This window comes from Rhodoferax sp. ZS1R8, assembly GCF_056521325.1.
In genome coordinates this window covers 792,587-808,405 of sequence record NZ_JBWMBA010000002.1, presented here as the reverse complement: position 1 = coordinate 808,405, position 15,819 = coordinate 792,587, and the positions used below count along the sequence as shown (strand labels likewise).

10 protein-coding genes are annotated in these 15,819 nt (G+C 62.6%); 4 read left to right on the top strand and 6 right to left on the bottom strand.

Annotated features, from left to right (window positions below):
* Positions 1–7: 7 nt before the first annotated feature.
* Both AC097P_RS09760 and AC097P_RS09755 read right to left on the bottom strand, forming a co-directional pair.
* Positions 8–712 (bottom strand): response regulator transcription factor, encoded by a 705-nt coding sequence (locus AC097P_RS09760; RefSeq protein WP_479610199.1) that lies wholly within the window; start codon positions 710–712, stop codon positions 8–10.
* 9 nt (positions 713–721) lie between these two features.
* Positions 722–2,392 carry an amidohydrolase family protein gene (locus AC097P_RS09755; RefSeq protein ID WP_479610198.1) on the bottom strand — a complete coding sequence of 557 codons (1,671 nt, stop codon included), beginning with the start codon at positions 2,390–2,392 and terminating at the stop codon, positions 722–724.
* Positions 2,393–2,597: 205 nt separating this feature from the next.
* Here AC097P_RS09755 and AC097P_RS09750 point away from each other — a divergent pair, with 205 nt between their 5' ends.
* Positions 2,598–3,401 (top strand): peptidoglycan DD-metalloendopeptidase family protein, encoded by an 804-nt coding sequence (locus tag AC097P_RS09750; protein WP_479610197.1) that lies wholly within the window; start codon positions 2,598–2,600, stop codon positions 3,399–3,401.
* A 333-nt stretch (positions 3,402–3,734) separates the two neighbouring features.
* Positions 3,735–5,420, top strand: a complete 1,686-nt coding sequence (locus AC097P_RS09745; RefSeq protein ID WP_479610196.1) for an LTA synthase family protein — start codon at positions 3,735–3,737, stop codon at positions 5,418–5,420.
* A 14-nt stretch (positions 5,421–5,434) separates the two neighbouring features.
* On the opposite strand, the gene AC097P_RS09740 is transcribed toward AC097P_RS09745, so the two are convergent.
* Entirely contained in the window at positions 5,435–9,199 is a 3,765-nt protein-coding gene (locus AC097P_RS09740) for a DUF748 domain-containing protein (protein WP_479610195.1), read from the bottom strand.
* A gap of 125 nt (positions 9,200–9,324) precedes the next feature.
* On the opposite strand from AC097P_RS09740, the gene AC097P_RS09735 reads away from it, so the two are divergent.
* A complete protein-coding gene (locus tag AC097P_RS09735) occupies positions 9,325–9,777 on the top strand; it encodes a cupin domain-containing protein (RefSeq protein ID WP_479610194.1) in 453 nt (150 codons plus the stop codon).
* A 139-nt stretch (positions 9,778–9,916) separates the two neighbouring features.
* On the top strand, positions 9,917–10,372 hold the full coding sequence (locus AC097P_RS09730) for a BON domain-containing protein (RefSeq protein WP_479610193.1): 456 nt from the start codon (positions 9,917–9,919) through the stop codon (positions 10,370–10,372).
* 97 nt (positions 10,373–10,469) lie between these two features.
* Here the strand turns inward: AC097P_RS09730 and AC097P_RS09725 are convergent, their stop codons facing one another.
* From AC097P_RS09725 to AC097P_RS09715, 3 genes are all read right to left on the bottom strand, one after another.
* Complete coding sequence (locus AC097P_RS09725; RefSeq protein ID WP_479610192.1) at positions 10,470–13,841, bottom strand: response regulator; 3,372 nt, start codon at positions 13,839–13,841, stop codon at positions 10,470–10,472.
* Positions 13,842–13,864: 23 nt separating this feature from the next.
* Positions 13,865–14,527: a DNA-3-methyladenine glycosylase I gene (locus tag AC097P_RS09720; protein ID WP_479610191.1), complete on the bottom strand. Its 663-nt coding sequence runs from the start codon at positions 14,525–14,527 to the stop codon at positions 13,865–13,867.
* A gap of 193 nt (positions 14,528–14,720) precedes the next feature.
* Positions 14,721–15,731, bottom strand: a complete 1,011-nt coding sequence (locus AC097P_RS09715) for a zinc-binding alcohol dehydrogenase family protein (protein WP_479610190.1) — start codon at positions 15,729–15,731, stop codon at positions 14,721–14,723.
* Positions 15,732–15,819 lie beyond the last annotated feature (88 nt).

Below are 15,819 nucleotides of genomic sequence, written 5' to 3'. Positions count from 1 at the left end.
AGATGCATCAGCTGCCGTCGGTTTCCAACAGATAGCCCAGGCCGCGTACATTGCGTATGCCCAGGCCTGAGTCGGCCAGCTTGCGGCGCAGGCGGTGCACGTAGACCTCCAGCGCGTTCGATGCCACGCCACCCGTGGGCTCACCGGGCTCGGACTGCCAGGCGTTCAACACGTCCTCGCGGCTGACGACCTGGCCGGCGTTGGCCACCAGCAGGGACAGCAGCGACCATTCCCGCTGCGTCAGCTCCATCTCGTCGTCGCCCAACCAGGCGCGGGGCTGAACCGCGTCCAGCCGCAGCTTGCTGGTGTGGGGGCCAGCAATCTCCAACGATCCACCAAAGGCCGGCATGCGCGAGCGGCGCAGCATGGCGGCCAGCCGCGCCTGCAGCTCGGCCATGATGAAGGGTTTGGTCAGGTAATCGTCGGCGCCGGCGTTCAGGCCAAGGACACGGTCATCGACGCCATCGCGGGCCGTCAGTATCAGCACCGGCAGGGCCAGCACGCGTTGGCGTATCCACTGCAGAACGGCCATGCCGTCCAGCTTGGGCAGGCCCAGGTCCAGGATCACACCGTCAAAGCGGGTACTCTCCAGCAGTTCGCGGGCCTGCAAACCGTGGGCCGCGCTGGCCACGCTATGGCCGGCCTGTGTCAGCTGGGCGGACAGCGCATCGCGCAGCAAGTCATCGTCTTCGGCGATCAGAATGTGTGCCATGGGGTGTTTCTATTGCCGGTAGTAGGAAGGCAATGCCTTCAGGTACTTGGGCAGGTTGGGGTTTTTCATCAGACGCGACAGAAACTCGGGGTCTTCATTCGTGGTCAGTGGGCTCAGGCGAGTCTTCTCGAACGGCAGGCCAAAGCGGCAGGCCAGCAGACGTTTGGCATCGGCCGTTGTGGCAGCCGCACCCGAAGGGACCGGCAAACTGCACTGCGCAAAGTCCTTGGCCAGTTGCTCGGGTGTGAGCTTGGCGGCCAGTTGTGCGGCGTCAAACTTCAGGCCCTGCTGGATGCGGGCTCGGGTTTCGGCCACGCCCATGGGCGGCAGGCTGGTGGTGGGGCAGTTGGGCGTCATCGCCTTGCTGCGTTTGGCCCGGGTGAAGGTGGCCGCGGTCTCAATGTCGTCACCGCCGCGCACCTCCTTGAGCAAGGCCACATCGCCATACAAGGGTTCCCCCCGCACGGTCACTAACTGGACGTTGTCTTCGATGGCAGTGATGAGGTTGCGGTACGGGTCTGCCTGGCGGTCATCAACCACCAACACGTCGGCCAGGTAGCCTTCGCTGATCTGACCCAGGCGCTGGCCCCAGCCCATCGCATCGGCAGGCTTGCGCGTCACCATTTCGACAAGGTCGCGGTCGCTGAACAGTCCGTGCAGCGCATGCTTGTTGACCAGATCAGCCACTTTCAGCTCACCCAGACTCGACTTGCTGCCCGAAGGCGCCCAGTCCGGCGCCAGGCTGATGGACAGACCTGCACGCTTGGCGGCCGCCACATTGGCGGTCTGGCCATAGAGCATGAAGTTGGACAACGGAGACCAGACGAGTTTGGCGCCTACCGACGCCATCTCCTGCAGCTGCGGCTCGGTCAGGCCGACACCGTGGATGGCAATCAACTCAGGGCCCAATAGGTTGCTGTCCTTGATGGCGCCAAATTCGGTGGCCATGCGGGGCGACGGGCCTTCAGCCAAATGCACGACCAGCGGGCCCTTAGCGCGCTCGGTCTGCATGGCCGTCCATTCCTTGGCACTGCGGCCGATATCCACGCGGCTGGCGGCCACGCGCGACTCCACCGGAGAGTTTTCGATATTGCGCACCAGACACTCTTCCTTGGAGTAGGCCAGGTTGGTGCGACCGCCTTGCAAGCTGGTGGTGCCACCGGCCAGAGCCTTGTATTCGCCGTAGCGACCGATCTCAATACCCAGATCGAGGTAGTACGGGCGCGTCAGCACCTCTTGCGGGAAGGTGATGCGCTTGTTGTAGATGTCGTCGTACCAACGCCATTCATAGCGGTCACGGTACTTGCGATGGATGGGAAAAAGCGGGTAAATCGCATACTCAGGGTGGTTATGCAGGTCAATGATGCCGGGGTAGATCACGCCTTTGCTGTCCACCACCGGCGCATCCTTGGCACCGTCTGGCAATGCCTCGCCGGCACGTGCAATGGCCATGATCTTGCCGCCAGCCAACCAGACCCGGGCATTAGGCAGCACATCCCCCGCGTCATTCATCGTGACTACCTTGCCGACCATGACCAACCCCACATCGGCATTCCACCGGGTCTGTGCGCCGACCGCAGTGGCCACCGTTGCGAGCGCTACAAAATGTGTCAAATGCCGGATCGCGTGGTTCAGAACGCTGCGCGACGTGGGTCCCCAAAAGGGTACTGGAATGTGCATGGTGGTCACAACATGAGTGTGGAAATACGGGGATGCTAAGCATCATAGCGTCGGGGGAAACACCAGACGCTGGTATTCTCGGTGGCGCCGCGGGATGGTGTGTCTCGCTTTCATCCTGACAACATCCGTGCCATCTTCTGCTCCACAACTCCCCGCCCATCCTGGGCCAACCCGGCGCCGCGCTGTAATCGCCGGCCTGGGTCTGTTGACACTTCGGACCGCGCAAGCAGCGCCTGCCCAGCCAACACAGTGGCCCCAGGCCTCGGCCGTCCCTGGCGGCATTGCCCGCCTGGACCTTGGCCCCGCCCAGCTTCGCCCAACCGCACACTGGGGCGACGTACCGCTGCTCGTATTGGGCAATGCCCAGCAATGGACCGCATGGGTTGGCATCGCGCTGACCACAGAACCCGGGCCCGCAAGCATCGTGGTGCAGTCCGAAAACGCAGCACGGCGTCAGGTGGATTTCACGGTCGTGCCCAAGTTTTACCCAACACAGAAACTCAAGGTAGCCCCAGGCAAAGTCGACCTGTCGACAGCCGATGAGGCACGCTTTGAGCGGGAACGCGAGCACATGGCTGTTGTGTTGGCAACCTTCAGCGAGCCTTCACCCGGAGGCGCCCTGCCGCGTATGGCAGCACCGGTACCGGGACGGCGCTCCAGTTCATTTGGCCTGCGTCGCGTGTTCAATGGCCAGCCCCGCAGCCCGCACAGCGGCATGGACATTGCAGCACCCGCGGGCACGCCGGTGCTGGCGCCGATGCCGGGGCGTGTCATCGACACCGCTGACTATTTCTTTGGCGGCAACACCGTGTTTTTGGACCACCGCGGCGGCCTGTTGACGATGGTCGGCCACCTGAGTGCCATCCATGTCAAGGTGGGCGATACCGTCAACACGGGTGACCGCATAGCTTCCGTCGGCGCAACCGGACGCGCAACCGGCCCACACCTGCATTGGGGCGTAGTGTTGAACCGCAAGATGGTGGACCCAGCGCTGTTCTTGGGTGCTTGAGGTATCCGCACGCTCAGCCCTGGAACGCAATTTCACAAAATTTGCGTGTTTGCGCATTAGCAACTCGTAACCAATACCTTTGTAAATCCCCCGTCTATGGGAGGTAGAAGGCTCTTCCCTCGCATATAGTTCACACCCGCGCGCCTGGACGGCTTACCGAGCCTGCAGATCTCCACGCGCAGCACGCGACGACAACATTTCGCGGTAGGTGAGGGCTGGTTTTTGCATTCCAAACAGTTAAAGGGTAGTAGTAACCCAGCCGGGGGCCATGAACGCACGACGCGCAAGCTATGGCGCGACCCATGCCTGCATGTTCTTCTGCTGGTGCTGGCAATGGTTGGCTACAAATTGTTTGCGCTCGAAGTGGTGTCGCGCACCTACCTGGACTGCCAGTGGTGCCTGTCTCCCAAGGCGGTGACACACGAATTTGAACTTGTCTTGCTGCTGCTCACCATCCACCTGCTGTCGTGCATCTCTCGACTGCGTCTTCCCCGCCTGATGCTGCGGCTGGCGTTAGTGCTCTGCCTTGTGATTGCGATGGTAGATCTGGTGGTAACGAATGCGCTGTGGACCCGCCTCACATGGTCCGAACTGCGCCAGTTCGCTGGCGAGCTGGGGGCCGTCTGGGGCTTCTTGCAGCAAGTGCTGCACAACGCCTGGACACTGCTCGCCGGCATTGTGTTACTGGCCCTGGTGCTGGTGATTTTTGTGCGCTACCTCAGGGACACCCGCGGCTCCGTGCCACCGGTGTTTTTGTATCTGCTGATTGCCGCCGGCGTGGTCGGCTGTGAACTGGTAGAAACGCGCGAATACCACGACGCTTTTCTACAAAATTCGATCCAGGTTTTCTTCAGTCGCCAGACCAGTAACACACCGTATTCCAAGGCATTCGCCAGTACCGTGGCTGCAGCACCACCGCCCCAGAGCGCCAGTTGCTCCAAGGCGGCCCACGGGCGTGGTGATGTCATCCTGCTGGTGTTCGAGTCGCTGTCCATGTACCACAGCGCGCTTTTTTCCGGTATCAACGACTGGATGCCGGAGTTTGACGCGGTTAGCAAGACCGGCGTTCGCTTCACCAATTTTTACGCCAATGGGGTGACCTCCGAGCAAGGCCTGGTGGCGTTGCTGACCGGCGAGCCACCCATTCCAAAAGGCAAGGAAACCCGCACCCTGTTTGAACAGTTCCGCAACCCGGCAGACAGCGTACCGCGCATGCTGCACGGGCTGGGCTATGACACGGTATTTTTGACGACCGGCAACCTGGACTTTTTGGGCAAAGGAAAATGGCTCAAGGGCATAGGATTTGATACCGTAGAAGGCCACGAAGCGCCAGCCTACCGAGGGCTCAAACGCTACCAGTTCGACGCCGCATCGGACGATGCGCTGTATGCCCGCGCACTGGCCCAGTTGCAAGCGCACAAGGCCACGCCCACTTTCATGGCGCTGGAGACCGTGACCACGCACCTGCCCAACGTCGACCCTGAAACCGGCGCCCATTCGCAGGAACTGACCTACCGCTATGCGGACCGGCAGCTGGGCAACTTTGTGCGCAGCCTGCGCGCCCGCGGCTTCTTTGACCATGGCACGCTGATCATCACCGCGGACCATAGGGCCATGGTGCCGCTGAGCCTCAAAGAGCAGAATTTGTACGGTGACCGCGGCTTTGCGCGCATCCCTATGGCGGTGCTGGGTACCGGGCTGGTGGAACGGGAAGAATCGGCAGGATTTTCTCAATCCGACCTGCTGCCATCGCTGCGCCGTGCCATGGGCAACGGCCAGGACTGTGCAGGTGCTAACCAGGGCGTGTTTTTGCCAACGGTGGAGCGCGCGCCCCAGTGCATCTACACCAACCGCAGCTATGACCTGAGCAGTGTGTTCGTGCACTGCGGCGCGGCGGACTACACCATTGCGCTGGATGGCGATGCCACCCGCTTCATCGCTGCGGCCTCATCGCCCCCCCCTCCGCCAGGGCTGTTGACCGAGCTGCACCGGCTGCGTTTTGGCAACGGCTTTCATTAACAGACCACAGCTGCTCAACGCTGGCTGACGCTTAGTTCGGCGCGCGGCTTCCAGTCTGCGTCGCCCGACACCGTTTTGGCGGCGCCAACGAACAAACGCTCCGTCGGCAGCTTGCGGCTGGCCAGATAGTCCTTGACTACCACGCCACGCTGCAATGCCAACTCGCGTATCGCGTCTTCGTTGGCCGGAATGCTGGCCAGCAGCAGGGTCTCCATTTCAGCCACCGGCAGGTCTTTGGCAAGGCCCACCACATTGCGCGGTTTCTTGATGTCGGCGCGGCGGTAAACCTGTGCCAACAGGGCCGGGTATTCCGCATCGCCCAGTACGTCGGCCGCAGCGCCGTCATCTTGGCCAGAGACCACGGCCCGGCGGCGTTTCTCAACCAGCACCAAGGCTTTGAGTCGCTCGCGCTTGAGGGCATCGCGCTCCTGCTCCAGGCTCGCCGTGCCCACCACCGTCACATGCAGTGCGGGTCGTGTAGCCAAGGCCTTCGCAATCTGGTCCAAGCCCTGGCCAGCTTCGGGCGACAACCTGCTGCTGCCAGGCGCAAAGGCCACCGTGCTGGCCTCATCACCGGTGACACCACCGCCGCCCATGGCGTGGGCCAACAGGCTGAACGGCGATGTCAGCGCCTTGCCGATCAGATTGGTGATGACCTTCCAGGCCAGCGTACCAAAGCTGAACTGCGGGTCGTTTAGCGAGCCGCTGATGGGAAGATCGATGTCAATGACGCCATCACTGTCGGCTAGCAGCGCCACCGCCAACTTTACCGGCAGGCTGTTGGGTGCATCCTTGACTGCGTCGCCAAAGCTCAACTGGTTCAACACCAGCTTGTTGCTGGCAGTCAGTTGGCCGTTGGGCAGCACGGTGTAGTTGACGTCCATGCTCAGCTTGCCGCGTTCAATGCCGTAACCCGCGTACTTGATGGAGTAGGCAGTCAGTGGCGGCAGATCCAGGTCGCGCACCTTGCCCTTGATGTCCAGCGCCAGCGGTTTGGCCAAGGGATTGACCTTGCCGGTGATCTCCAGCGACGCAGTGCCCTCCGCCCGGCCGCGCAGTTCCAGCTCGGCCATTTGCACGCTGCCGTCTGTGGCCTGGGATGCAAAGCGGCCCAGCGCGCCTTGCAGCTCGCTCAAGTTGGCCGAGTAGTTGGGCCGGATGAAGCGGTCTGAAAACAGCACCTTGCCGTTGGCCAGCGTGATCGGCCCTATGCTGATGACCGGGTCCAGCGGCGAAGGGGCTGTTGGTGTGGGCACACTCGCAGGCACTGTGGGTGCAGCGGCAATAGCGGCATTCGCAGCCTCGGACTGCCGCGTTTTGACGAGGTCCTGGAGGTTGATACGCCCACTCGGGCTGACAATGACACGGGCGAAAAAATCCGACAGCGCCGCCTGGCGCACCTGCACGCGGGTCGCAACACCGGGTGCCATGTTCAGTGCAATGCCAGGCACGGTCAGCGACTTCCAGCTCAGCAATTCTTCGGTCATACCCAGGTCTGGCGACTCCGCCGTGGGCATGCCGGCGCTGGGCGATCCCGCAACGGTGTTGGCGCGGAAATCTTCCAGCGCGGCATCGCCTTGCACCTGTACCTCGGGCCCTGTGGCGGTGGCTGCATAGCGCACCTGGCCCTTGAAGCTGGCGTCGGCCCGCAGAACGGCGATATTGAGCTTCTCCGCCAGATATGGCGCCACCGCGTGTAGCGGCAGATCAACGGCATCCACGCTACCCTGCACTGCCACCGGTGCCCACATCACAGTGCCGCGGTAGCTCAGCGTGCCGGGCTCGGTGCGGCCGGATTTGACACGGGCCGACAGCGCCAGTGGTGCTGGCTTGCTGCCATCCAGCGCCGCAGATGTAAGCTGCACTTTCAGGCCCGTCAGCTCCAGCCGCACCGGCCGGGCCAGGCTGCGGTCATCCAGCTTGACGGTCCCATCGTCCACTACAAGTTCACCCAGGCGCACCTGCCAGGGCCCAGGCGCGGCTTCTGCTGTGGCCGACGTAGCTGCAGTTGCGGTGGTCGGCTGCGCCTTCAACCAGCGCTGCACTGTCCACTGACCCTCGGCGCTACGGTGCAGCATCGCGCTGGGGTTGCGCAGCGCCACCTTGGCGACCGCCCCACTACGGGCAGTCAGGTCCAATTGCGCACCAGTGATTTCCAGCAGCTTGAAGCGGGGCATCTCGGCCGCCGCACGCTCAGCGGCGGTGCTGCCGGTAGCGCCAGCTTCCTTGCCGGCCATCTTCAGCGCAAAGTCTCGCACGGCCAGGCGCGGCGCAGCCAGTTGCAGCGTGTCGCCGTTGGGGCCAGTTGCCCAGCGTGCTTCGATCTCGGCGTCCAGCAGGCCCTGCACGCCCGGGAGCAGAAACTGTGCGACGTACGGTGCCGCCAGTCCCAGTTCAGCATCACCCACCGTGGCGTGCAGCCTTGCCTGCGCCACCGTGCCCTCGCCGTTGAACGCCAGTGTTGCGGTCTGGCCGCCCTTGGCAGGCACGCTGGCTGAGCCTTCGAAGCGGGCAGCCGCCGCCGTCAGCGGCCATTGCAGTGCATGGGCCTGCAGCTCCAGCTGCGCCAGCGCAAGCCGTGCGGGCTGGGGGGTGCTGTCGTCGGCCCACGCCACTTCCCCGCGGTGCAGCGTGAAACGATCCAGCGACACCATCCAGGGCAGCTCCTTCGCTGGAGACTGTATGCCTTTTAAGCCTGCAGCCCCCGTGGGATGCGCGTAAGCCGCTACTGAATTGGTAGCATCTTTGGTGGCCTTCGGCCCGGAGCCAGCGCGGTCCAACGCCAGGTTGATTCGCCCGGCACGGTCGCGGCTCGCCTGCAGACGGGGTGCCACGACTTCCAGCGAGGCCAGCTTGGCTACCCGCTCCAGCGGCCGCACATCGGCCAGCTCGGCGGCAACCGAATCCACCGCCAGCAGCGGCGTACCCATGGCGTCAGCCAGCGCCAGACCCGACAGCTTGAAGGTGCCACTCAGTTTGAGTTTGGGTTGCTTGGCTGCCTGCTCAAAGGCCAAGCGCAGATCTGCGTCTACCACTGCGCTTTGCAAGCGGACCGGCAGGCCGCTGGGAAGATAGGGCACGTAAGGCGCCAAGTTCAGGTGGCGGATCTTCAGCGAAGCGTCCCCCTTGTTGGTCTGTGCAAAAGGCGTGCCCTCAGCCGCCGTATCAAAGGCGCTGCCATTGAGCGTGAACGCCAGGCGTGGCAACACCTTGACCGTACGTTTGGATTCCAACGTGCTCAAAAACGGCACGGCCAGATGCAGTGCGCGCACGCTGTGCTGGCGCACGCCAGTCGGCGTGTGGTCCACAAAATCTACCGCACCGTCGTTCAGGCTCAGGTTGTACAGCGCAAACTGCAGCGGCCCCGATGGGGAAGACGGTGCCTTGTTCAGCGTCTCCAGAATGTCGTCAATGTCGTATTTCCCCTCGCCGTTGTGAGTGACGCGCAGCACGGGGCCATCGACCGTGATGGCATCCAGCACCGGCGCAAGGCGCAGCACCGACTCCAGCTCCGCATCCGCATACACCCGTGCCACGGTCAGCTGCTTGGCTTTGCCGTCGGTCGTGGCCACGGCTACATCGGACAGCATCAGCTCCAGAGACCAGGGTCGAAACGTAACAGACCCCACCGAGACGGCGCGGCCCAGCGCCTGGCTGCCCTTCTCCTCCACCAGCCGCTTGACCAGTGGCGGCACAGCGAGCCAGCCCACGACCCATACCACCAACAGCACTCCGGCAAACCACTGTGCCCGGCGCAACCACAGGGGGGAAATCGACAAGGGGAACGGCATGAGCGGGTGCGCTTTCAAGGGAGCAAGGGAACGACAGGTCACAATTTTAAATGGCGCGTCTGTGCGCCGCGGCGCCATAATTTGCCAAGCCGCGTTGGCTGCCAAGGAACACTGTGACGATATCCCCCCGCGAACTTTTGACTGCAGCAGCCATTGCCGCCCTGCCCGCACAGACCAAGGTCCATGCACTCAACCCGAACGCGGTTCGCAGCAGCCGTTCGCTGGGTGATGCCGTCGGCCTGGCCCATGTCGGCGTGCACCTGGTCACCATACTGCCCGGCCATGACAGCACCGAGTACCACCGCCACTGGTACGAGGAAGAATTCTTGTACGTGTTGTCGGGCCACGGAACAGCCGACATTGATGGCGAGTTGCATCCGGTGGCGGCGGGGGACTTCATGGGCTTCGGCAGACAATCTGCCGCACACGGCCTGACCAACACCGGCACTGAGCCCCTGGTGTGCCTGGTCGCCGGCCAGCGGCTGGAGCAGGATGTGTGTGAATACCCGCGCCAGGGCAAAAGGCTGTACATCAATGGGCAGCGGGAAGACATGGTGGGCCTTTAATACCCCCTGACCCACCTCAAGGACGCACATCTATCGGACCCCAGCGATGATCCAATACCTACTGCGTGCCGTACCGGGCGCTCCTGGGCAACACGATCACTATCTTCTGACTTGCCCATGCCCCAGCCCGCTGTGGGCAATGTCCGTCGCGCTACTGCTATCCGGTAGCCCCTGCGCCCACGCACAGGAAGAGCGCCGCAACTATTTCAACGACCCTTTTGTACAGGTAACCAGCGGTATAGCTGCCTGCCCCGTGTCCAAAGGCCCACAGATCACGCTGAACGAGATGCGGGCTGCGGCCCACTACCGGGCAGAGCGCGGCGCAAGTTGCTACCAATCCGGGCGCTGCCGCTTGCCCAATGCCTACCAGTACGACCAGGAAATCATCCCCCGGGTGCACAAGGCCCTGGTCGCTGATGGCAGCTTTGCCAATACCAGCGTGTGGGTTGAAGGGCAACGCCGCTGGGTGTGGATCACCGGTTGTGTGCGTGATGCCGACCAGTCCGAACGCATAGAGCGTACGGTACGCTCCATCGACGACGTGGAGGCCGTTATCAACGAACTGGTGGTAATAGATGACAAGGATGACCGCTGAGCCAACACAAGCTCAGGCCTTGCCGAAGGCCTCGCGCAGCGGCAACGGGGGGGGCCACCGCGTAGCACTCACCGGATCGAGGCGGTAAGCCAAGTGCCTATCGAATACCGTCCAGCGCGGCAAACGTGCGCGTGAGCTCTGCGGAAAGGCCTTCCAGCAGGCTGGCCAACAGCACCGGCTCACCCTCTGCGGACTGCGCATCAGCCGGTGCGTTGTGCAAGGGACTCAACGCGTTTTCGACTTGCTCAGCGTGGGCCGACAGGCCCATGGCCCCTACCGTTCCGGCCAGGCCCTTGAGGGTGTGCGCACAGTGCATGGCGTGTTGGTAATCCCCACGAGCGACCAGGCTGTGCAGGCTGGTCAGCTGTTGTGCGGCCTCTTCCCGAAACGAGTGCGCCACCTTGTCGTAAAACTCCCGGCTACCGCCCAGACGACTGACGGCCCCCTGCACGTCAATGACGACCGTAGCGGCGGGTTCCCGTCGTGGTTCGGGGTCGACAAAAGTGGCTGACCGACGCAATTGGACATGGTGAAGAATGGTTGCAATGAGGCTTTCCAGGTCAAAGGGTTTGGACACGTGGTCGACCATGCCCGCATCCAGGCATGCCTCTTTGTCGGAATGCATGGCGTTGGCCGTCATGGCGATGATCGGCACGGCCTGCATGGCAGCATGGCTGCGCAGGCGGCGCGTAGCCTCCAGACCATCAATATCGGGCATCTGCAAATCCATCAGGATGGCGTCAAAGGGCCGCTGCGCCGCCAGCGCCTGTTCCACTCCGTCCAGGCCGCACACGGCGATCTCTACCTGCGCGCCATTGCTTTGCAGCAGTTCCTGGGCAATCTGCTGGTTCAACAGATTGTCTTCCACCACCAGCAGCCGCAGGCCTTGAAGCTGCTGCCCTGTCAGCTGCGCCAACTGCGGTGGGCGCTCGCCGGTGCGGTCGACCATCGCATCTGACACGGCCTCGTACAGCATGGACGCGGTAATGGGTTTGACCAGATAGCCATCCAGCAGATCGGAGTCCTGCTTGGCTTTTTCGGCCAGCAGTTCCCGACCCACTGCAGTGACCATGATGACCACCGGCGGTTTGCCATTGCGTTTGAGTTGGCGAATTCCGCGGGTAGCCTCCCAGCCGTCCATGCCGGGCATGCGCCAGTCCATCAGCACCAGGTCATAGCCCTCTGCACCTTCGGTGCCCAGTCGTCGTACCGCTGCTTCGCCACTGTCCAGTGTTTCCACCAGCCAGCCCATGGATGTGGCCATGTTCTGCAAGATCTCGCGCGCCAGCGCGTTGTCGTCCACGATCAGCACCCGCAACCCGCGGCCAGCTGGCACCTTCTGCACCGGAGTGGGAATGGGTACGTCCGGCGCTATCGATAGCGGCACGCTGAAGTAAAAACGGCTGCCCTGGCCCAGCGCGCTGGTCAACTCCAGCGTGCCCCCCATCAGGGTGACCAATTGCCGGCTGATGGCCAGCCCCAGGCCGGTACCACCAAAGCGCCGTGTGGTCGATGACTCGGCCTGCTGGAAGGCTTCAAAAATATGGTCTATCTGGTCAGCGGCGATACCAATGCCAGTGTCGCGTACCGAAAATTCCAACACTACCTGGTCCGCACGGCGCTCCACCACTGAGACACCCAACACGACCTCGCCTTGCGCGGTGAACTTGATTGCATTGCCGAGCAAATTCAACAAAACCTGGCGCAACCGCAGCGCGTCGCACAGCAACACCGGCGGCACATCCGGCGCCAGCGCAAACAGCACTTCCACCTCCTTGGTGGCCACACTGGCCGACACCGCCGCCGACAGATCTCGCATCAGCTCGCCCAGCACAACCGGCTCGTTGTGCAGCTCCAGCTTGCCGGCCTCCACCTTGGAAAAATCCAGGATGTCGTTGATGATGCCCAAGAGCGCGTGCGTTGCGCCCTCGGCCTTGCGGGTGTAGTCCAGCTGGCGGCGCGACAGCTCGGTGTGCTGCAGCAGCTTGAGCATGCCCAGCACACCATTCATCGGGGTGCGGATTTCATGGCTCATGGCAGCCAGGAATTCGCCCTTGACCTTGTTGGCCGCATCAGCCGCATCGCGCGCCATCTGCAATGAATGCTCGGATGCCTTGTGGGCTGATATATCGGTGTAGGTCAGCAATGTCCAGCCTGAAAAGATGGGCACGCCACGGACTTCGATGTGGGAGCCATCCGGCAGCCGACGCTCAAGCAAAATGGTCTGGCGCGCATCGATCAAATCCACATAACGCCTCAGTACCGACTCAACACTGTCCGTGGTTCCAAATTCCCCCCGCGCGTACAGCAGGGCCACCACATCGGATAGGCATAGCGGCTCGCGCTGCAAGAATTCCGGCGAAAGTTGCAGCAACTCACCAAACCTGCGGTTGCGCAACCGCACGACGTGCCGTTCGTCGTACGCCACCACGCCAAAGGGCAGCTGGTTGATCACCTCGTCCAGCAAGCGGGTCTGCTGCTCCACCTGGTCTTGCGCCAGCTGCTGGCGACGCATGGCGCGTTTGACCATCAACAGCATGGCGCCCGCCATCAGGTACAACATCAGCAGGGCCAAGATGGAAAACTGGGCCCTCTGCCGCCACTGCCCCAGCACACCATCCACTCCCGAGCGCACCGCCAGGTACATCGGGTACGGCGCGATGGCGTTGAGCTTGGTGATGTATTGCTGGCCATCCTTGCCGGCGTCTCCGAGGTATGGCGCAATGTTTTGCCCACCCAGCAGCAGGGGTTCGATCCCGGGGGGCAGTTCGAACAACCCCTGGACATCGCCCGGAGCAGCCCCAGACCGGTGCAGGACCCTGCGCGTGGCGTCAAACAGCGTGATCTCGCCATGGGTGCCCGCACTGAGCGCAGAAAACATGCTGGCGATCTGCGCAATGTTGATGTTGGCATACACCATGCCGCCAAAGCGGCCGTCCTCAAAACTCAGCGCACGCGCCACTGGCAAAACCCACTGGCCGGTGATGCGGGATTTGACGGGCAGGCCCAACACCAGGTTACGGTCGACCTGCGTATGTTCAAACATTTCCTTGCCGGTGTTGTTGGCCGTCAGCTGCACGGGGTGTGCGGGGTCAACACCCTCCCCGTAAACGACCAGACCATCAGCATTGGCGCCGCGGATGGACGCCGCATCCGGTATGCGCTCTTTCAGCCCGCGCACGTAGGCACTGAAGGCTTCGGTGCCAAATCGCTGCTCCGCATGCTGGCTTCGGAATTCCACCTCTGCCCGGCGCAGTGCCAAGTCAATATCGCGAACGCTGGCGTGCAGGTTGGACTGCATCAGATCGGCAATGGTCTTGGAAGTCTCTTTGGCAGTGGCGATGTACTGGCTTCTGCCCAACAACAAGGTATAGACCACCAGCACAGTCACGATCACCAGCGCGACCACGACTCCTGCGGCAAGCCAGGAGAAGAACCTGTGTTCTAACGAGAATGCTTTGGTCTGCATGGGTGGTGCGTATCGCGCCCCAGTCAACCGGTGCGCGATGCCACCGGCACGCTAAAGGCAGAGCGCGCGACCAAGGCCCGCTCCCGAGCGCTGCAGCCTTCCAGGTGGTCATTGACCAGCCCCATGGCCTGCATAAAGGCATACATGGTGGTCGGGCCCACAAAAGTCCAGCCGCGCTTGCGCAGGTCTTTGGACAGCGCGATGGACTCCGGCGATGTGGTCATGCCACTGAGCGTCTGGTGCGTGATCTGGCCAGGCCGTGTCGTGGCCTGCGGCTCAAACTGCCAGAAGTAAGCGGCCAGCGATCCGAATTCCTGGCGCAGTTCCTGGGCCCGCTGGGCATTGTTGATGGTCGATGCAATCTTGCCGCGGTGGCGTACGATGCCGGCGTCCAGCACCAGCCGCTTGGTGTCGTTGTCGTCAAATTTGGCGACCTTGTCCATGTCGAAATCCGCAAAGGCTTTGCGAAAGGCCTCGCGTTTGTTCAGAATCGTCAGCCAGCTCAGGCCGGCCTGGAAACCCTCCAGGCAAATCTTCTCGAACAGGCGTTCGTCGTTGTGGACAGGGATACCCCATTCGTCGTCGTGGTAGCGCTGGTAGTGGGGGGTTGCGCGGCACCACACGCACCGCGTGACGCGGCTATCGTCGGTAAAGAGTCCTGTTGGCGCAGTGGTGTCGTCGAGCATGGAGCACTTCCAAAATATAAGAACGGCCAACGGTTCTCATGCCGGGCCCGGTCACACGCCCAACACAGACCATACCGCCGGATTCGGGGAAAACAAATACTGTTAATAATTACAGTATAAGAGAACTTCTCCGCCTATTTTGAAGGTGAACATCCGCCGAAAAATCCGCACCCCATCGGCGCGCTACCGGGCTTTAAAAGCCTTCCAGTACCACCTTGCCTTGGGCCTTGCCGCTCTCGATCAGCGCGTGGGCTTTGCGCAGATTGGCTGCGTTGATCGTGCCAAAGTTGGCCTGCACTGTGGTGCGGATGCGACCCGCATCGACCAGTGCCGCCACTTCGGCGAGCAATTTGCCCTGCTCCCCCATGTCCGGCGTCTCGAACATAGCGCGGGTGAACATCATTTCCCAGTGCAGCGCCAGCGACTTTGGTTTCAGCAGCATCAAGTCCAGCCCAGCCATGTCGTCGATAACTGCCAGCGCGCCCTGCGGCTTCAGGCTTTCGATGATTTGCGCATAGTGTTGCGGCGTATGGGTCAGGCTGGCCACCCAGTCCACCGGGCCCATGCCAGCGGCCTTCAGCTCGGCGGCCAGCGGCTTCGAGTGGTCGATGACGGCATGCGCACCCAGGTCCAGGCACCACTGGCGGGTCTCGGGCCGCGATGCGGTTGCAACCACGGTCAGCTGCGTCAACTGGCGCGCCAGCTGGATCAGTATGGAGCCCACGCCTCCGGCACCGCCCGTGACCAGCAGCGTCTGCCCGGCGCCGCCGCCTTTGGCCACACGCAGGCGATCGAACAGCAGCTCGTATGCGGTGATGGTCGTCAGCGGCAGTGCGGCGGCTTGGGCGTCGGTCAGCGATGCCGGCGCCTTGGCGGCGATACGCTCATCCACGGCGTGCAGTTCGCTGTTGGCACCGGGGCGGGTGATGGAACCCGCGTAGTACACACGGTCACCCGCCTTGAACTGGGTGACGGCATTGCCAACGGCTTCGACGGTGCCCACGGCGTCCCATCCCAGCACTTTGCTTTGACCGGATGTGGGTGCGGTGTTGGCGCGCACCTTGGTGTCCACCGGGTTGACGGAAATGGCCTTGACACGCACCAGCAGGTCGCGCGCACCGGGCGTGGGATCCGGCAACTCCAGGTCTTGCAGCGAAGCGGGGTTGTCGAGGGACAGGGCTTGGTGGTAACCAACAGCTTTCATGAGGGTTCCTTGTAGGAATAAGTGGAAGAAGACGCAACTGTAGATTGCCAATTCAATTTTGATAAGTGCAAAACAAAAGTATCATTTA